The sequence below is a fragment of the Polyangium sp. 15x6 genome, from assembly GCF_029960785.1.
Lineage (GTDB): Bacteria > Myxococcota_A > Polyangia > Polyangiales > Polyangiaceae > Polyangium.
Window position 1 is genome coordinate 103660 of sequence record NZ_JASBQE010000023.1, and the last position, 18604, is coordinate 122263.

At 69.6% G+C, this 18604-nt stretch carries 13 protein-coding genes; 7 read left to right on the forward strand and 6 right to left on the reverse strand.

The annotated features are described in order from the left end of the window. Window positions 1-3 precede the first annotated feature (3 nt). The 6 genes from QHF83_RS19175 (at window position 4) to QHF83_RS19200 (ending at window position 5809) form a co-directional block, all read left to right on the forward strand. Complete coding sequence (locus tag QHF83_RS19175; protein ID WP_282419315.1) at window positions 4-2715, forward strand: TonB-dependent receptor; 2712 nt, start codon at window positions 4-6, stop codon at window positions 2713-2715. Window positions 2716-2740: 25 nt separating this feature from the next. Next, window positions 2741-3814, forward strand: a complete 1074-nt coding sequence (locus QHF83_RS19180) for a hypothetical protein (RefSeq protein ID WP_282419316.1) — start codon at window positions 2741-2743, stop codon at window positions 3812-3814. A 2-nt stretch (window positions 3815-3816) separates the two neighbouring features. Next, window positions 3817-4047: a hypothetical protein gene (locus tag QHF83_RS19185; protein ID WP_282419317.1), complete on the forward strand. Its 231-nt coding sequence runs from the start codon at window positions 3817-3819 to the stop codon at window positions 4045-4047. Window positions 4048-4106: 59 nt separating this feature from the next. Continuing rightward, window positions 4107-4676: a hypothetical protein gene (locus QHF83_RS19190; RefSeq protein WP_282419318.1), complete on the forward strand. Its 570-nt coding sequence runs from the start codon at window positions 4107-4109 to the stop codon at window positions 4674-4676. 10 nt (window positions 4677-4686) lie between these two features. Continuing rightward, on the forward strand, window positions 4687-5394 hold the full coding sequence (locus QHF83_RS19195) for an STAS domain-containing protein (protein ID WP_282419319.1): 708 nt from the start codon (window positions 4687-4689) through the stop codon (window positions 5392-5394). A gap of 214 nt (window positions 5395-5608) precedes the next feature. After that, on the forward strand, window positions 5609-5809 hold the full coding sequence (locus QHF83_RS19200) for a KGG domain-containing protein (protein WP_282419320.1): 201 nt from the start codon (window positions 5609-5611) through the stop codon (window positions 5807-5809). 83 nt (window positions 5810-5892) lie between these two features. Here QHF83_RS19200 and QHF83_RS19205 read toward each other — a convergent pair whose 3' ends face one another. The 5 genes from QHF83_RS19205 to QHF83_RS19225 form a co-directional block, all read right to left on the reverse strand. Next, complete coding sequence (locus tag QHF83_RS19205; protein WP_282419321.1) at window positions 5893-8142, reverse strand: hypothetical protein; 2250 nt, start codon at window positions 8140-8142, stop codon at window positions 5893-5895. Further along, window positions 8139-9728, reverse strand: coding sequence for an Ig-like domain-containing protein (locus QHF83_RS19210; protein WP_282419322.1), 1590 nt, complete (start codon window positions 9726-9728; stop codon window positions 8139-8141). Before QHF83_RS19210 ends, QHF83_RS19205 begins: the two co-directional genes overlap by 4 nt. 63 nt (window positions 9729-9791) lie before the next feature. Beyond that, window positions 9792-11384 carry a PAS domain-containing protein gene (locus tag QHF83_RS19215; RefSeq protein WP_282419323.1) on the reverse strand — a complete coding sequence of 531 codons (1593 nt, stop codon included), beginning with the start codon at window positions 11382-11384 and terminating at the stop codon, window positions 9792-9794. A 174-nt stretch (window positions 11385-11558) separates the two neighbouring features. After that, on the reverse strand, window positions 11559-12233 hold the full coding sequence (locus QHF83_RS19220; protein WP_282419324.1) for a YqiA/YcfP family alpha/beta fold hydrolase: 675 nt from the start codon (window positions 12231-12233) through the stop codon (window positions 11559-11561). After that, window positions 12230-13696, reverse strand: coding sequence for an amidase (locus QHF83_RS19225; RefSeq protein WP_282419325.1), 1467 nt, complete (start codon window positions 13694-13696; stop codon window positions 12230-12232). Before QHF83_RS19225 ends, QHF83_RS19220 begins: the two co-directional genes overlap by 4 nt. Before the next feature lie 141 nt (window positions 13697-13837). Between QHF83_RS19225 and QHF83_RS19230 the strand changes: the two genes are divergently transcribed. Beyond that, window positions 13838-15454, forward strand: a complete 1617-nt coding sequence (locus QHF83_RS19230) for a RecQ family ATP-dependent DNA helicase (RefSeq protein WP_282419326.1) — start codon at window positions 13838-13840, stop codon at window positions 15452-15454. A gap of 20 nt (window positions 15455-15474) precedes the next feature. On the opposite strand, the gene QHF83_RS19235 is transcribed toward QHF83_RS19230, so the two are convergent. Next, a complete protein-coding gene (locus QHF83_RS19235) occupies window positions 15475-18603 on the reverse strand; it encodes a CusA/CzcA family heavy metal efflux RND transporter (RefSeq protein ID WP_282419327.1) in 3129 nt (1042 codons plus the stop codon). Between the last annotated feature and the right edge of the window lies 1 nt (window position 18604).

Consider the following 18604-nt stretch of genomic DNA (forward strand, 5'->3'; position numbering starts at 1 on the left):
CACGTGAACGTGCTGCCTCGCCAGAAGAGCGCCCTCGCCCTCATCCTCGCGGGGCTCGTCGCCGGGACCTCCTCTACGCCTGCCCTCGCGCAGACCGCCCCGCCCGGCGACGCGCCTCCTCCCAACGCACCAACCGCACCCGCTGCCGCGCCTACCGGCACGATGCCCCGGCCGCTGAACTACCAGCCGCCGGTGTATCCCCCCGAGGCCGAGAAGGCTGGCCTCGAAGCCACCGTCACCCTCCAGCTCGACATCGACAGGACCGGCAAGGTCAAGAACGTCGCCGTCATCGAGCCGGCGGGGCATGGCTTCGACGAATCGGCCGTCGAGGCGGCGAAGAAGCTCGAGTTCGACCCTGCGCGCAAGGCCGACGGCACGCCCGTCCCCGCGCGTATCCTCTACCGCTACTCGTTCGCGCTGAAGAAGGCCGAGCCTCCGCCCGACGCGACCTCCGGGGACAAACCCGGTGCCGCGCAGGCGAGCGAGTCGCTCCGCGGCGTCGTCCTCGCGAGCGGCGGCGACGTCCCGCTCGCTGGCGCCACCGTCCTCCTGAGCGGCCCATCCGGCCAGAACGAGGCCACGGTCGACGGCGACGGCAACTTCCGCTTCGACGCGCTCGGGCCGGGCAAGTACCGCGTCATCATCACGGCGCCCGGCTACGACACGCTCGACGTCACCGAGGAGATCGCCGCGGGCGAGGCCATCGAGGTCAAGTACCGCCTCGTCGCCGCGAGCGACGGCCTCGAGGTCGTCGTGCGTGGCGCGCGCGCGCCGCGCGAGGTCACGAAGCGGACGCTCGAGCAACGCGAGATGCTCCGCATCCCCGGCACGAACGGCGACGCTCTCCGCGCGCTCCAGAACCTGCCCGGCGTCGCGCGACCGCCTGCCATCGCGGGCATCCTGCTCGTGCGCGGCTCGGCCCCGCAGGACACGCAGACGTTCCTCGACGGCACCCAGATCCCGCTCATCTACCACTTCGGTGGTTTGTCCTCGGTCGTCCCGACCGAGATGATCGAGCGCATCGACTTCTTCCCGGGCAACTTCAGCGCCCAGTATGGCCGCGTCATGGGCGGCATCGTCGACGTCGCGGTCCGCGCGCCCAAGAACGACGGCAAGTACCACGGCATGGCGCAGGCCGACCTCGTCGACGCGCGCTTCATCGCCGAGGGCCCCGTGCCTGGCACGAAGAACAAAGTCCGCTTCATCGCGGGCGCGCGGCGCAGCTACCTCGACGCCACGCTTGGCCTCGCCCTCGACGCCGCGGGCGCGGGCATCACGCAGCTCCCCGTCTACTGGGACTATCAGCTCGGCCTCGAGGCGAACCCGACGCCGAGCTCGAGCGTGCGCCTCACCTTCTTCGGCGCGGACGACTCCATCGCGCTCATCGCCGACCAGCCTCCGCCCGGCGAGCCTGCGATCAGCGGCAACGCCGGGTTTCACACGGGCTTTCACCGCATCCAGCTCCGCTACGACAACGACATCGACGACAAGAACCGCTTCTCCGCGGTCGCTGCGGTCGGCATCGACAAACTCGATTTCGGCGTCGGCCCCTTCTTCTTCAACCTCACGAACTACAGCATCAGCGGGCGAGCCGAGTACACGCGCCGCGTCAGCAAGGGCATCACGCTGAACACCGGCCTCGACGTGTTCACGAACTACGCCGACGCGAAGTACCGCGGCCCTGCGCCGCCGCGCGCGGGCGAGCCCTCGGGCGGCCCCTTCTCGACGCGCCCGCTCATCGAGTCCGAGTTCAACGGCTGGATCGTCAGCCCGGCTGGCTACGTCGAGCTCGAGATCGCGCCGACGGGCCGGGCCAAGCTCGTCCCGGGTGTCCGCATCGACGGCTACAACCGCGTGGACGGCGTCGACATCTCTCCGCGCGTCAATGGGCGCATCGACCTCACCTCCAAGTTCCCGCGCTCGACGCTCAAGGGCGGCGTGGGCGCGTACACCCAACCGCCGCAGCCGCAGGACACGATCCCTCCGTTCGGTTCGCCCGGGCTCCGTTCGAACCGCGCCATTCATTATGCGATCGGCGCCGAGCAGGAGTTCACGCGCAACATCGAGCTCAGCGTCGAGGGTTTTTACAAGCAGCTCGATCGCCTCGTCTCGCAGCAAGCTGCGGACGTCGGCGGCGGTACCGTCCGCGGGAACCTCGGCAAGGGCCGCATTTTCGGCGCGGAGTTCCTGCTCAAATACAAGGCCGACGCGAACTTCTTCGGCTGGGTCGCCTATACCCTCTCGCGCAGCCTCCGCACGCCGCTCCCTGGCGCCGAGGAGCAGCCCGTCTCGTTCGACCAGACGCACATCCTGACCGCCCTCGGCAGCTACCGCCTCGGCGGCGGCTGGGAGATCGGCGCGCGCTTCCGCCTCGTCTCGGGCAACCTCACGACGCCCAACGTCTGCAACTTCGAGGAAGAGGGCTGCATCCCAAATCGCGCGAACGCCATTTACAACGCGTCCGTCGGCACCTACGTGCCGATCCCGTACAGCGGCCCCTTCAGCGAGCGATTCCCCATGTTCCACCAGCTCGACATCCGCGTCGATCGTCGGTTCCGCTTCAAGAGCTGGCAGCTCTCGATCTACCTCGACGTCCAGAACGTCTACAACAGCCAGAACGTCGAGGGCATCGATTACAACTTCAACTACACCGCGCGGCAATACGTGACCGGCGTGCCGATCCTGCCGAGCTTCGGCCTTCGTGGTGATTTCTAGCCGAGCTTCACGAGGAGGGAATGGGATGAAGCAGACACGCGGTTTCCGACGTCACGTGCTCGGGGCGCTCGCTGCCGCGACGCTCGCCGCTCCGATCGCCTCCGCGGGCTGCTCGCCTGGGTGGGTTTCGTCGAACCTCGTCAATGGCCTGCGCGTCTTTTCCGTCACCGCGGACAAACCCTACGCGCAGCCGGGCGAGGAAGTCCGCTTCGACATGAGCTTCTACGACGGCTACCCCGACCCCGAGGGCGACGGCCCGCGCCCCGTCCAGATCCTCTGGATCGGCGGCTGTTACAACCCACCGGGCGACCTCTATTACGGCTGCTTCCCGCAGCTCCTGCAGACGTTCCAGAGCCTCGCGGAGAGCGGCGGCAACCTCCCGCCTGGCCTCATCGGCTTCGGGCCGACGTTCACGACCACCATTCCCGAGGACATCCTCTCCCAGCGCCCCGCGCCGGACGGCGGCTCGAAATACGGCCTGCAATTCGTATTTTTCTTCGCGTGCGCCGGCGAGATCAAGCCGATCGAGCTCGACCCCTCGGGCAAAGCGGGCTTCTTCCCGTTCGGCTGCTTCGATTCCGAGGGCAATCGCCTCGCCGCCGACAGCTTCGTCCCCGGGTTCGCCCAGATCTACACGTTCGAGGACGGCCGCACGAACCAGAACCCGCCCGTCTCTGGAATGACGCTCAACGGCGAGCCCATCCCCGAGGATTTCACCGAGGCCCCGACGGTCAAGGCGTGCCCCTCCACGGTCGACGAGCGCCGGGACGTCGGCTGCTTCGCGGGCGACCCTTACGAGAATTGCACCGAATACGAGATCGACCTCATCGTCGAGCCCGGCATCGCCGAGATCGATCCGGGCGAAATGGTCGACGGCAAACAGATTTACGAGGCGGTCTGGGTCGACTGGCTGGTCGAAGCAGGCGACCTCACGGGCGGCGGCATCTCCCTCATCAGCGGCGTCACCGAGGGTTACAAGAACGAGCACAGCACGAAGTGGATGCCGCCGTCCGAGCCCGGCCTTTACCAGATCTGGGGCGTCGTGCGTGATACGCGCGGTGGCTCGACCTTCGTGCAGCGCTATATCCGAGTGGAGTGACCATGACCCAGGAACCCACGATCGACCTCACGTCGAAGGCCCGGACCTGCTCTTGCGGCCACGGCCGCGAGCACCACCTGGTGAGCCCCGAGGGCGTCTACACGATGTCCGGGTATCTCCGCCTCTTCTTCGGCATCTCGGCGCGGCCGACGAAGGTGAAATACCGCTGCCGTCGCTGCAATGAAGTATTCTCCGTGACGACGGATCCTGCCATCCTCGACCAACATTACTGATTTCCGACCATCGCGCATTTTCCTTGACGCCCGATCCTATGCGTCAAAGGATTGTTCGCATGGATCGCTTTTCGCGTTATGCGCCCCTGGAGCTCTGCCCCCACGCCGATCCGGGGATGGAAGACCGCTCCGGGCCGACGCTGACGCTGGGCAGCCTCTTTACCATGCTCGTGACCGTCGGCGGGGATGACGTCCCGCCGGAATATGTCGCGGCGTGTCGGAACATCGATCCGGCGGCCTGGTATCTCGGCCAGGACCTCGAGACGATTCTCAACAAGCTCGAGGACCGGGATCCTGCGCTCCCGGAGCTCATCGGCCGGAACATTTATTTCATGTTCCGCACCCAGCTCCACGGGCTCGGGATCAAGACGCCGAGCGATTTCATGGCCGAGCTCCCGACCATGTGGAAATTCGCCACGCGGGGCGACAGCGGCACGTGGCGCGCCGCCATGAAGGGCGAGCGGCACGCGATCGTCGAGTCGCATCAGCCCTTCAATTGCCATTTCGAGACCGGCGGGCTGCGCGGGTTCCTCGAGGCGCTCGACGCATACGACGTGGAGATCACGCATTCGACGTGCGTGAGGCGAGGGGATCCCTTCTGCACATTCGACACGCGCTGGCAGGAATGAGCGCCGTTCGATGAACCAAGAGGCACGGGACGTACCCCAGAAGCCGCCGCTCGCCGCGCGGCTCCTCGACGAGGAGATGGACCTCCTCCGCTGGATCGGCTCGCGGATGAGCCGCGTTCTGCGCGGTCAGTACGACGAGCTGCCTTTCATCGAGCGCACGGACGAGCTTGGAATCGTGGCGAACATGGTAGCGCGCGTGGCGCGCGAGCTGCGCCGGAGCCGCGAGCGGGACGAGGCGCGGCGAGAGGAGCTCGTGCTGCGCGGGCGCGAGCTCGAGGCGCGCGTGAAGGAGCTGGAGGAGGCGCGCGCGGAGCAGGAGCGGCTGCTCACGGCGGTGCAGGAGCTCTCGGCGCCCGTCCTCGAGGTGTATCGCGGCGTTCTGCTCGTCCCGATTGCGGGCGCGCTCGACGCCACGATGCTCGCGCAGGCCGAGGGGCGCGTGCTCGCGCGGGTGGCCTCGGCGGGCGCGCGCACGGTGATCCTCGACATCACGGGGGCGCTGGCCATCGATCCCGTCGTGGCGGAGGGGCTCGTGCGCATTGCGCGGGCCTTGTCGCTCCTCGGGGCACGGGTCGTGCTATGCGGCGTCTCGGCGGCTGCGGCACGTACGGCCGTGCAGCAGGGCCTCGATTTCACGCCGGCGATCGTGCGCGCCGATCTCGGCAGCGCGCTCGAAGCGGCGATCGGCGCCGAGCTCCGCCGGACGCGCAGAACCTAGGGCAAGCGGGCCCGGGTGTCCGCGGACAAACCAACCGGCCCGGGACGACCCGTCGGGAGGCCCTACGAATTGGTAGGGCGACCGCTCGACGTTCGAGGGACCGCACCCCAGAGAACCGCGTGTGGAAGGTGACGCGGGGGACGCGACGGCGCGGATGGGCCGCCCGTCGTGGATCACCGTGACAAACGACCTTCGACTCGAAAGGGAGTGCGTCATGGCACAGGAGCAGAAAAAGGGCCAGATGACGGTCGAGGAGGCGGGACGCAAGGGCGGCGAGACCGTCCGTGACGAGCGTGGCTCCGAGTTCTACTCCGAGATCGGCCACAAGGGCGGCCAGCGCGTGCGCGAGCTCATCGAGGAAGGCAAGCAGGCCGAGGAGTCGGGCAGCGGCGGCGGACGCTCGGACAAAAGCTGAATCCGGCTGAGCTGACAAGGGCCGTTGAAGCGGGGCTGCGGCAGGGGCATGAACACGTGCCCGGCCGCGGCCTTTTTTCGTATTCAGGGCTCGTCGTCGTCGATCGTGAGCAAATATCGCTCGAGATCGTCGAGATCCGCGTCGTCGAGGTGGCTCGTTTTGCCGTGCTGATCCGTGGCATTGCGATCTCGGAGCACGGCGCGCAGCGTGGGGGCGGAGCCGTCGTGCAAATACGGCGCGCTCTTCCAGAGCCCGCGCAGCGTGGGAGTATCGAGCCCCGGGAGCGGGCCCCCGAGCCTCGAACCGGAGCCCGGCCCGAGCGTCCCCACGTCGTGGAGCACGTAGCTCTTGTCGGCCACGAGCGCGCTGACCGTGAAATGGGGCGGCGCGTGACACGTCGAGCAGCCGGCCTCGACTGAAAAGAAGATATCCTTGCCCTTCTGGCGCGAGGCCAGCGCGGCGGGATCGTTCGAACGGTACGGGCTCTTGCCGAACGAGCCGAGCGAGGCGACGTAGGTCGCGAGCGCGTCGAGCTCCGGGGACAAACCTTCTTTCGGGGCGCCGAGCGTCTGATCGATCATCCCGGAATGGAAGACGTCGTCCGGCAAGAATCCGGCTCCGCCCATGGGGCCGCGGATGTCGTGCTCGAAGTCCTGCACCTCGTCGAAATTGGCCGTCCAGTGCAGCGGCCCGTGCGCCGTGCCCGCCCGCCCGACGAGCGGGATCGTGTTGCGAAGGCCCTCGCCTCGCTGCGTGAAGTCCCAGACGAGATGGTCCCCTTCCCCGTCGAGGTGGCACGAGGCGCAGGACATGTAGCTCGTGCGGCTCATGCGGGGGTCGCGGCTGCTGTAGAAAATCCGTTTGCCCCGTAAAACCTCGTCGGACAGCGGCTCGACGGTCGCGGTCGGGACCTGGCCGAGCGGGACGGGCGGGCTCGACAGATCACTCACGTCGTAGACGCGCACCTCGCGCGAGAGCGACGCGTGCACCCAGAGCTTCTTTCCGTCTTCGCTCAGGGCGAGACCGTCGGGGGCGTGGCCGACGTCGTCGATCGAGCCGGCGACGTCGAAGCTCACGGCGTCGCGCACCTCGACCCGCTCGGCGCCCTGGATCGCCACGTAGATCACGTCGCCCTCGGGGGAAAAGACGGCCGCCGAGGCGAAATCGAGATCGTCGAAGGCATACCGCCCGGCTTTGCGCTCGAACGGTTTTCCCGTGGGCCCGCCGAGCTCGATTTCGGTGAGGATCGCGCGCGCGGTCGTCTCGAAGCTCAGCGGTTTGCCCGTCCGGTACAATCCCGTCACGGTGTTCGCGCGGAGCGAGGGGACGATGGCGCGGCCGCCGTCGGGCGACGGGACGATCTGGTTCAAGAAGCTCGGCACGCCGCTGTTGTTCGTGTCGCTGTCGAGCCCGACGTCCGGCGGGAGCACGAGCGGCTCGCCCGCCGCGAGCGCCGCCGGGTCCGTCGCGTCGATCACGGCGACCTCTGCGCCCTCCGCGGTCGCGCGCCAGCGTGTGACGAGCACCGTCCCGTCCGCGATGGCCGCGACGCCGCGTACGTCCGGAAAAACGGCCGACCTCGACAGGATCTGGTTCCCCTCGGCGCGAACGGCGGCGAGCTCGCCCGTGCCCGAGAGCGTCACGAAAAACACGCCATCGCCGCGCGGATCGGCGACGACGCCGAACGGCGCAGTGCCCGCGCCGAATTCGACCTTCCCGCGCGTCTCTTGCTTGTCGACGTCGTAAAACACGACCGTGCCGTCGCCCTGGCAAGCCGCCGCGAGGGTCGCGCCCGAGATCGCGAGCGTGCGTGGCGCGTCGCAATGCACGAGCGGTTGAGGGACGGAGGCCGGCAGATCCTTGTCGAACCGCGCGACGTGATCGTGATCGGTATTCGCGACCCAGATCGACGAGCGCGCGGCGTCGAGGACGATCGTGCTCGACGTATTCGGCCGGATCGCCATGGGCTTCGGCACCACGGCCACGCCGCGCGTGACCACGAGCTTTTGCCCCTCGTAGATCGCGGTCGCGCCGACGAGCCGACGGCCGGGCGTGTCGTAGACGTGACAAACCTTCGTGAACAGCATGGCCGGCGGAACGGCCGTCCCGTCGCCGAGGTTCCAGGCGACCTGAGCCGTGGGCCCACCCGTGACCGTGAGCGAAAAACAGGCGTCATCGCCGACGTAAGCGACGGCGGGGCCCTCGATCGGGCCGAGCGCGAACGGTTCGGGCGTCGGCGGCTTTTGCGAGCCATCGTCGCCGCAGGACGCGAGGGCGGCCCCGACGAACGCGATCCCGAGGGGAACAGCAGCGCGCGCGCGTCGCATTCTCATTCTTCTTCCTCCTCCTCCGAGTAAGGCGGGGGCGGCGGCGGGAGGAAGCAGGGGCCGGTCTTGAACGTCGAGCGGAACTCGGTCGCCGTGGGATTGCCATTGAAATCGACGACCCCGCCGGCGGGCACGACGACCTCGTACTCGGTATCGGGTTCGAGCGGCGCGGCGGGCCAGAAATTCACGATGCCCTCCTGCCCCGAATACTGGCCCTGGATGGGCTCGTTCGTGCCGATCTTGCGGACGATGAACGAGCCCTCCCAGAGCGAGCCGAGGTCGACGAACTCGCCGAACGTGAGGCCGATGCGGGTCGTGAGCGGCTGCGCCGCGGCGCCGTCGGGCGGGTTCACCATGGTCACCTCGGGCCCGCGCGAATCGGGGGCCTCGAGGAACGGCGCGACGGCGCTGCCCTGGTCCTCCTCGGCCTTGTCGTCGACGCTCAAGACCACGACGTTGCCGATGGGGATGATCGTGTCGAGGTCGCCCGTGAGGTTGAAGCGGCGGAGCAGCGTGGGTTTCGTCGGATCGGAGACGTCGACCGCCTCGGCAAAATGGCTCTCGCCGACGAACGCCACGTTCTCCTTGAGGAAGACGTACCCGCCGTTCCCGTCCGGCGCGTGATAATCACCGAGGTATTTCGGCGCCTCGGGGTTTCCGATGTCGTAGATGATGACGCCGCCGCCGCTGGATTTGCGGGCATACCAGGTCTTGTCACCGTTCAAATGGGCGTGATAGGCCTCCTGCCGGACGCCCGCGCCGTCCTCTATCTCGAACGTGCCGCCGGGAATGGGCGTGGGACGCGCGGGATCGCCGATGTCGAGCAGCACCGTGCGTGATCCTTCGGCGGCCATGACCGCGAGCAGATTGCCGACGGCGAAGATGGCGCCGGCGCGGAGCGGCGGGTCGAACTTGAACTTCGTGATGGGAACCGGTTTGGCCGGGTCGGTCGCGTCGACGACGAAGATGCCATTGTCCGCCGCGGCGACGTAGACGTACGGGGCTTGCCAGAAGACCGAGAGGACGACGCGCGCGTACGCGTCGGGCCAGAAGACGCCCTTGAACGCGAGATCACTCGTGACCGTGGGCGCCTCGGGATTCGCGAGATCCCAGAATTGAATGCCGTTCACGCCATTGACGACGGCCTTCCAGCCGTTCATCCGGGCAAACCCGGCCGCGTGGGTCTCGCGCATGAGCGGCGAGAAGCTCGTGCCGACTTGCGTGGGCGTGCAGGGGTCGTCGAAGCGATACGTGGACAGGCCACCGCCGCCCCATTCGGGCGCCCACGGCATGACGAGGTGACCGTCGAGCATGGTGACGGTGTTGTGGTGATCCGTATCGTCCTCGGGGCCGCCGTCGAGGAACGCGCAATTCACCCCGAGGACGTCCGTCGAATACGTCTGCGCCGGGCCGCCCGGCCCTTTCCAGGAAAGAGGGCTCGCCGGGCTCGCGGGGAGCGGGGTCGTGGCAGGCGCCGCGCAGACGAGCCCGTCAGGCTCGATCGGCTCGGCCTCGCCGCACCCGGCGAGCGCGATCACGCCGAGCACGGGCAGGACGCGGCGGGACCATCCGATGACATCGTATTTTTGCATGCCTCTGCCTCCGAATCTCCCCCGCGGAGAACATCGGAATGGGCAAGAGGCGTCAATGATCGATCAGCGCCGACGGGGCGGGGCCGCGCTCCGCGCTACCTCGCGCGAGAAAATCGCCGCGCGCAGGGTGCGTTTCGTGACGAAGCCGGAGAGATCGATGCCGAGCTCGACGATGGTCTGCGCGACGGCGGGCCGGATGCCGCTGATGACCGCGTCGGCGCCGAGCAGGCGAATGGCGCGCACGATGCTCATCAGGTGATCGGCGGTGTGGGTCTCGATCGTCTCGAGGCCCGTGAGGTCGAGGACGACGCTCGCGACCTGCCGCTCGACGATGGCCGCGAGCAGGCGGTGCATGATCTCCTCGGCGCGGGTCTGCGTCATCGCGCCGACGATGGGGACGGCGAGCACGCCCGCGGCCACCTCGAGCAGCGGGGCGGAGAGCGTGAGGATCTCCTGGTGCTGGGCCTCGATGATGGCGAGCTTCTGGTCGAGCTCGTCGACGAGGGCGGCCTTGGCCTCGGCCTGGCGGAAGGCCTCGACGGCGCGCCGCTCGACCTCCATCGCGGCCTCTTCGAGCTTGCGCTGGGTCTCGAGGCGCGTGGTGATGTCGACGCTGCAGCCGAGCACGTGCACCTCGCCGTTCGGCCGGACGAGCGGGCGCTTCGTCGTCTGGTACCAGCGCAGCTCGCCCGTGTGCCAGTGGATCTCCTCCTCGACCATGCGCTCTTCGAGCGTGCCGAGGACCTGATGGTCGATGCTCAGGAAGCCGTCCGCCCGCCTGCGCTCGTTGAGCTCGCGCTCGTGCTGGCCGACGATCTCGTCGACCGTCTTGCCGAAGATGTCGGCGAAGGCCTTGTTCGCGAGCAAGAAGGTGCCGCAATCGTCCTTCACGAAGATCAGGTTCGGATCGCTGTCGATGACCTGACGGATGAAGTCCTGCTGCTCGCGCAGATCCCGCTCGGCGCGGAGCTGCTCGGTGACGTCCTGGCCCACGCAGAGGACCAGGCGCTCCTCGGCCCCCTCGCCCTCGACGGGGATGAGGTGGAAGAACATCGAGCGCGTCCCGAGCGCGGTGGGCACGTCGCTCGTGATGATCTCCTCGGTGCCGGTGGCGAGGACCCGCGCCTCGACCTCGCGCGCGAAGTCGGCGTCGGCCGGGTCGATCAAGAGCTCGCGCGTGCCGGTCTCGCGCTCCTGCTTGGCGGCGGGGCCGAGCAAGCGAGCGCGCGTATCGTTGGAGAAGATACTCCGGCCCCCGGCGTCGACGAGCGAGACCGTCACGGGGAGGCGATCGAGGATGCGGCGCAAAAGCGTCGCGGGGATCCGGTCGTCGCGTGAACGAGGCGCGGGCTCGCGTGCGGGCAGGACGGCGGCGCGCGCGTGCACGAGCGCGGCGCGGGAATCGCCGTCGGGCACGGGCACGATCGTCACGACGTGCGGCGTGGGGCGGGTCTCGAGCGTGACCTCGGCGCGCGGGGTTTCACCCGCGAGGACCTTCGCGAGGGCGGCGGCGAGGGAGGGCTCGGTGAGCGGGGATTCGGGAAACGTCGTGGTCCAGGCCGCGTTGGCCTTCTGGACCAAAAGGGCTCGGTCGACGATGGCGATCGGCTCGGGGAAGACGCCGAGCGCCGCATCGGAGAGGCGATCGTCGTTCATGGCTCCATGGCGCGAACGTGCATGACGTCGACGAGCTCGCTGCGTGCCCCCCGCTGGCCGCACGCGATGGTTGGATGAAGGGGTCCCCGCGACACAGCGTGCGCCGCGCGCGTTGATGATCGCCCTCGCGGGCAAGGAAGGTCAAGCATGATGGAGGATTGAAGACGCGGCAACTCAGGAGCGAGCGACCGAGCCGAAGAACGGCGCGAGGAAGGACTCCGACGCGGAGAGGATGCGCGGGAGCGATGCGATGAGCTCGTGCCCATCGTCGAGCTCGTGAAGCGTGACGTGACGGCGTCCTTCGGCGAAATCGCGCGAGCGATCGATCGAGACGACGTCGTCGCGTGTGCCGTGAAGAACGAGCGTCGGGACGCGCACGTCGGGGAGCGCGCCGTCGTTGCCGTCCACCGCTTCGAGGTCCTGGAAAAACCCGTAGTCGATGCGGGCCTTGCCGCCCGTCGTGAGATCGTCGACCTCCAAAAAGCCCGTCTCGGCCCAGCGCGCCATGGCCTCTTCGCCGAGGCGCGCGCGCCAGCGTCGCGAGAGGTCGAACGCGGGCGCGAGGAGCACGAGGGCCGTGACGCGCGCGTCGATCTCGGCCACGCGACTCGCAACGAGTCCGCCGAGGCTCGAACCGAAGAGGACGGCGCGGTCCCGTTCGCCGCCGATGCGGCGACGAACCTCGGCGATCATCGCCGAGACGCGCAGGTGCTCGAACGAGGGCAAACGCAGATCGAGGCGGTCGATCTCGATGCCGCGGCGGCCGTAGTGCTCGGCGACGGCGACGCCCTTCTTGGAGCGGGGACCGGAGGCGAAGCCGTGCAGGTAGAGAAAACGCGCGGTGGTCACGGTGAGATCGTAGCGCGGCTCGAGACACGCGTCTTCCGGCGCGCCTTCGTCCAACCGCCGAGGTCCTCTTCGAGCGCGCGCGCGACGGCGATGGTGAGGGCATCCGCGTTGCGCCGCCCTGCGACCTGCACGCCGAGGGGCAAGCCGATCTCGTCGAAGCCCGCGGGCACCTGCGTGACGGGGAACGCGAGCACATTGAAGAGGGCCGTGCAGACGAAGTCGAGCGGCGTGAGCAGCGGCTCCCAGTGGCGCGGCGCCGAGCGCGTGTACGTGGGATGCAGGATCACGCCGCGCGGGCCGAGCTCGGCTTCGAGCTCCTCGCGCAGCCGTTTGCCCGCGGTGGACCAGGTCGCGATCGGCGCAGGCACGCTCTTCAGGAGCGCCTCGATGCCCGCGACGAGGAGCGCCTGCACCGTGTGCGGCGCGGAGGGGAACGGCGCGCGGAGGAGCTCGCGCGCGATGCGAATCGGACGGCCGTTGCCGAGGACCTCGCCGTACGTGAGCGCGCCGGCCTCTTCCTCCATCATCGCGGTCCAGATGAAGAGCGCCTTTTCGAGCCCGCGCGTGCGGAGCTCCGCGATACGCGCGCCGCGGGCTTCGAGCGCCGCCGCCGCGCGTCGCACGGCCTGCCGCTTGCTCGGGCGGATGCGCGCCGCGCCCGTCGTTTCGAGCGGGTACACGGTGACGCCGCGCAGATCGATCGTGTCGGGTCGCTCTTCGAGAGCCCGCTCGGCCATGAGCTCGAGCAGCGGCCAGAGGTCCTCGGCGCGGCGGGTCATCGGTCCCGTGCAAAGGAACGTGTCGAGCGCGCCGGGCACGTCGGGCCAGTAGCCCTGGTTCGAGACGAGGCCGCCCGTGGGCTTGTGACCGAACACGCCGCACATCGCGGCGGGGATGCGGATCGAGCCGGCGATGTCGGAGCCGATGCCGAACGGAGACGCGCCGGCCGCGAGGATCGCGGCCTCACCGCCGCTCGAGCCGCCGGGGATGCGCGAGAGATCCCAGGGGTTGTTCGTGCGGCCATAGACGCGGTTGTCGGTCTCGAGCCAGAGCCCGCCTTCGGGCATGTTCGTCACGCCGAGGACGACGGCGCCGGCCTCGCGCACGCGACGCACGACGCGCGCATCCTGCTCGGCGCGCAGGTGCTTGCGGGCGAAGACGCCTGCGGTGTGCGGCATGCCGAGGACGGCGATGCCCTCCTTCACGGTGCAAGGCACGCCGAAGAGCGGCGGCAACGGCTCGCCCGCGCGGATCCGCGCGAGTTTGTCCGCGGCTTCCCTCGCCTCCCGCCGCGCGTGCTCGAACCGATCGGCGACGACCGCGTTCAGGGCGGGGTTCTCCGCTTCGATGCGCGTGATGTAGAGGTCGACGAGATCGACCGGTGAGAGTTTTCCTTCGCGGACGAGGGACGCGAGCTTCTGGGCGGAGGCGGAGAGCAGCTCGTCGGAACCGGCGAACGACATGGAGACGGAAGTCTAAAGCAGATGGCGGCCGCCAGGGTCCGCCATGACGGCGCCGCCTCTTCGGCGAGCGATCTTCGGGACGAACCCCTCGAGATCCGGGGCGATCCCACGCGGCACGGCGCTCGCTTCGGGACGGCGCTCGTGAACGCCCAAGCCCCCCTGCCCGCTCTCGATGCCCTGCTCGCGGCCCATTTCGGGTTCGCGGAGCTCCGGCCCTTCCAGCGCGAGGCGATCGACGCGCTCCTCGCAGACCACGAAGGCGGCCGTGTGCTGCTCGTCGCGCCGACCGGAGGCGGCAAATCGCTCTGTTATCAGCTCCCCGCGCTCGCGCTCCGTGGCACCGCGCTCGTGGTCTCGCCGCTCGTCGCGCTCATGGAGGATCAGGTCCGCGGCCTCGAAGCGCGCGGGATTCCGGCGACGTACTTCGCGTCGACGCTCTCGGCCGACGAGAACAGACGCCGCCTCGCCGCGCTCCGCCGGGGCGCCTTCAAGCTCGTGTACACGGCGCCCGAGCGGCTCGGGCACGCGGGGCTCGGGGCGGCGCTCGCCGCGGCGGGCACGTCGCTCGTGGCCATCGACGAGGCGCACTGCATCGTGCAGTGGGGCCACGACTTCCGGCCCGACTACCTGCGCATCGGCGAAGCGCTCGCGCAGCGCGGGAGGGCCCGCATGATCGCCTGCACGGCGACGGCGACGCGGCCCGCGCGCGGCGAGATCATGCGGCGGCTCGGCTGGGATCCGCGCAAGGTCGTCACCGTGCTGCGGGGGTTTTTCCGACCGAACCTCGCGCTCCGCGTGGTGCGGACGCGAACGCCGCGCGAGGTCCTCGCGGAGGTACGGCGCGCGCTCGCCGAGGCGCTCTCCGGGCCAGGCGCGGGCATCGTGTACGCGGCGACGCGCAAGTCGGCCGAGGCGCTCGCGGCGGCGCTGCGCGCGGATGGATGGGACGCGCCCGTCTACCATGGAGGGACGGCCGCGCCGGAGCGCGCGCGCATCTCCGCAGCATTCGCGGCCCGCGAGACACGCGTGCTCGTCGCGACGAACGCGTTTGGCATGGGCGTGGATCGTCCCGACGTACGGCTCGTCGTGCACGCGGAGACGCCCGGATCGCTGGAGGCGTACTACCAGGAGGTCGGGCGCGCGGGGCGCGACGGGCTCGATGCGCGCGGGGTGCTGATCGTCACGCCGAAGGATCTCGCGCTGCGGCGAAGGCTCTGCCGCCTCGGCCCCGACGGCGCGCCCGCGACCCCCACGGAGGCCTCCCGCGCGCTCCGCCGCCTCGCGGAGCTCGTGCGGTACATCGACGGCAAGAGTTGCCGCCACCGGATCCTGCTCCGGCACTTCGGCGACGATCCACGCATGATCGACGGCGGTTGCGGGCGCTGCGACGTCTGCGTCGAGGCCGAGCCTCCCGACACGGTGCGGGATCCGCCGCGCTTCGAGGACGAACCCGAGCCTCCGCCGAAGGCCCACGAACACGAGCCTGCCTCGCCCACGAAACCGCAGCGCCTCGCCGTGCCCGCGGGCGTGCCTCCGGAGCTCTTCGAGGCGCTGCGCCGCTACCGGCGGGCGCGCGCACTCGCGCTCGGCGTCCCCGCGTACGTGGTCGCGCCGAACCGCGCCCTCGTGGAGATGGCGGTGCTGCGACCGGGCTCGGCCGAGGAGCTGCTCGGCATCCGCGGCATGGGAAAGGGTCGGGTCGCGGCGCATGGACAGGGGTTTTTGCGGGTGATCGGCGGGGAGGCCGTCGAGGCGTGATCTCGCGCGTCGTGCTTCGGCTACTCGGCGTCGCCGGAGGCCTCCACGGGCTCCGGGCTCCGGGCGAGCGCGCGGCGCGCCCGGTCGGAGAGCTCGACGGCGAGCCTGTACATCACGGGCAGGACCACGAGCGAGAGCAGCGCGGCCGACACGGTGCCGCCCACGATGACGACTGCGATCGGCCGCTGCGTCTCGGCGCCCATCGCCTTCGACACGGCCGCCGGCAAGAGCCCGAGCGCCGCGAGCGCCGCCGTCATCAGCACCGCCCGCAGGCGGTCCTGCGCCCCCTCCATCACCGCCTCGTCGAGGCCGAGGCCCTGCGCCCTGCGCTCGACGATCGCCGAGAGCACGAGCACACCGTTCAGCGAGGCCTGCCCCACGAGCGCGATGAACCCGACGGCCGCCGCGATCGAGAGCGGCATGTCGCACGCCCAGAGCGCGACGGCCCCGCCCACGAGCGCGAACGGCACGTTGAGCAGCACGAGGACCGCGAGCGGCATCGACCGGAACGCGTTGAACAGGAGCCCCAGCGTGATCAGGAGCGCCACGGGCAGGACGAGCGCGAGCCTGCGCATCGCGCGCTCCTTCGATTCGAACTCCCCTCCCCACTCGACGCTCATCCCGCTCTCGAGCGGCACCTTCGCCTCCACCGCCTTGCGCGCGTCGTCCACGAACGAACCGAGGTCCCGCCCGCGCACGTTCATGCGCACGCCGATGTAGCGCTGCCCGTTCTCGCGGTTGATCGAGGCGCGCCCGTAATCCACGCCGATCTCGCCGAGCGAGGAGAGGGGCACGAGCGCGCCCGAGGACGTCGGCACGCGCAGGTTCTCGATCTGCTCGAGCGAGTCTCGCGAGGCCTCGGGGAAGCGGATCACGACATCGAACGATCGATCGCCCTCCCAGAGCTTGCCGACCGCGCGCCCCCCGAGCGCCGTGGACACGAAGCCCTGCACGTCCTCCATCGACAAACCGTATCGCCCGAGCGCCTCGCGGCTCGGCCGGATGCGGACCTGCGGGACCTCGCCGCTCTTGACGATGCCGAGGTCCGCGATGCCCGGCACGTCGGCGAGCGCGCGCTTCGCGTTCTCCGCGGCCTCCTGGAGCCTGGGCATGTCGTCGCCGTAGATCTTCAGCGCCACCTGCCCGAACTGCCCCGAGATGTTCTCGTTCACGTTGTCGCGGATGGGCTGCGAGAAGTTCACCTCGAGCCCGGGGACGACCGAGAGCGAGGCCTGCATCTTGGCGATGAGGGCTCCGAGCGTGGGCGCATCCGGCCCCCACTCCGCGGCGGGCGTGAGCTTCACGAACATCTCGAGGTTGTTCGACATCGTCGGATCGGTCCCGTCCTCGGGTCGGCCGAGCTGACTCACGCGCGCCTCGACCTCCGGGAACGCGTCGACGATCCGGGCGATGATCGGCGCGAGCCTGCGCCCCTCGCTGAGCGAAACGTTGGAGGGCAAAGTGAACGTCAGGTAGAGCGCCCCCTCGTTGAGCTCGGGCAAGAACTCGCTCCCGCGCCGGGCGAGCAGGACCCCGCTCGCGCCGAGGGAGGCCATCGCGAGGAGCAGGACCGCGAACGGTCGTCGCAAGGACGCGCGCAGCGTGGGCACGTACACCCGCGCCGCCCAGCGCAGCACGGGCGACTCGCGGTGCGGCCTCGGCTTGCGGTACGCGAACGTCGCCAGCACGGGCACGAGCGTGATCGAGAAGAGCAAGCTGCCCACGAGCGCCGCGACCACCGTGTGCGCGAGCGGCGCGAAGATCCGGCCCTCGACGCGTTGCAGGAGGAAGATCGGCAGATACGCGGCGATGATGATCAGGAGCGAGAACACGGTCGGACGAACCACGTCCCCGACGGCTCGCTCGATGCGCTCGCGCGCGCCCGAGGGCGGCTCGGAGGGCGCGTGGTACGACATGCGGTGCACGATCGACTCGACGATCACCACGGCGCCGTCGACGATGATCCCGAAGTCCACCGCGCCCATGGAGATGAGGTTCGCGCTCATGCCCCGCGCCTTCAGGTAGATGAAGGCCGAGAGCAGGGACATCGGGATCACGCTCGCCACGATCAGCGCCGCGCGCAGGTCGAGCAGCACCACGAAGAGCACGAGCACGACGAGCACGGCGCCCTCGGCGAGGTTCCTCGCCACGGTCTCGAGGGTCTTCGACACGAGCTCCGTGCGGTCGTAGAAGGTCCAGATCTTCACGCCGCGCGGCAGGACCTTGCCGTTCAGCTCGTCGATCTTGGCCCGCACCGCGGAGAGCACCTCGCTCGGGTTTTCCCCACGCCGCATGAGGATGATGCCCTCGACCGCGTCCGGATCGTCCGCGCGCCCCACGATGCCCTGCCGCGGCGTCCATCCCTCCTGCACGCTGGCGAGATCCGAGAGGTAGATCGGCGTGCCGCCGCGGGTCGCCACCGCGATCCGGGCGATGTCCGCGGGGCCGGAGAACAGGCCCTCGCTGCGAATGACCAGCGCCTCGGCGCCCCGCTCCACGATGCCGCCGGACGCGTTCTCCGACGCGGCCTCGAGCGCACGCACGAGGTCACTCATGCCGACGCCCTTGGCCGCCATCGCCCCGGGATCCGGGTGGACCTGGATCTCGCGCACGAGGCCGCCGTAGCTCACGACGTCGGCCACGCCCTGCACGCGGAGCAGACGCGGACGCACCACCCAGTCCTGGAGCGTGCGCAGTTCGAGCGGGTCGCGTTTGTCCGACGACAGCGTGTACCGATAGATCTCGCCGATCGGCGTGGAGAGCGAGCCGAGCTCGGGCCGCACGCCCTCGGGCAACTCGGCGTTGCGGAGCCGCTCCGTCGTCTGCGCGCGGGCGAAGATCGGATCGATGCCGTCGCCGAACGTGAGGGTCACGAAGGACAAACCGAAGAGGTTGATCGCGCGGACTCGCACGAGCCCCGGCGTGCCGTTGACGGCGCGCTCGATCGGAACGGAGACCTGGCGCTCCATCTCCTCCGCGGGTTGGCCGGCGTAGAGCGTGATGACGTTGACCTGGGTGTCGGTCGGATCGGGGAACGCCTCGATGGTGACCCCCGAGAACGCCCAGCTCCCGAACGCGGCCACGATCAAGGTGACGAGCAGGACGGCGCCGCGGTGGCGGAGCGCCGCGGCCACGATGTTCTCGAACACG

Coding starts and splice junctions, on each gene's coding strand:
- QHF83_RS19190 (WP_282419318.1), top strand. CDS start 4,107: ATGGATCGCTTTTCGCGTTATGCGCCCCTGGAGCTCTGCCCCCACGCC.
- QHF83_RS19195 (WP_282419319.1), top strand. CDS start 4,687: ATGAACCAAGAGGCACGGGACGTACCCCAGAAGCCGCCGCTCGCCGCG.
- QHF83_RS19185 (WP_282419317.1), top strand. CDS start 3,817: ATGACCCAGGAACCCACGATCGACCTCACGTCGAAGGCCCGGACCTGC.
- QHF83_RS19215 (WP_282419323.1), bottom strand. CDS start 11,384: ATGAACGACGATCGCCTCTCCGATGCGGCGCTCGGCGTCTTCCCCGAG.
- QHF83_RS19225 (WP_282419325.1), bottom strand. CDS start 13,696: ATGTCGTTCGCCGGTTCCGACGAGCTGCTCTCCGCCTCCGCCCAGAAG.
- QHF83_RS19205 (WP_282419321.1), bottom strand. CDS start 8,142: ATGAGAATGCGACGCGCGCGCGCTGCTGTTCCCCTCGGGATCGCGTTC.
- QHF83_RS19210 (WP_282419322.1), bottom strand. CDS start 9,728: ATGCAAAAATACGATGTCATCGGATGGTCCCGCCGCGTCCTGCCCGTG.
- QHF83_RS19200 (WP_282419320.1), top strand. CDS start 5,609: ATGGCACAGGAGCAGAAAAAGGGCCAGATGACGGTCGAGGAGGCGGGA.
- QHF83_RS19180 (WP_282419316.1), top strand. CDS start 2,741: ATGAAGCAGACACGCGGTTTCCGACGTCACGTGCTCGGGGCGCTCGCT.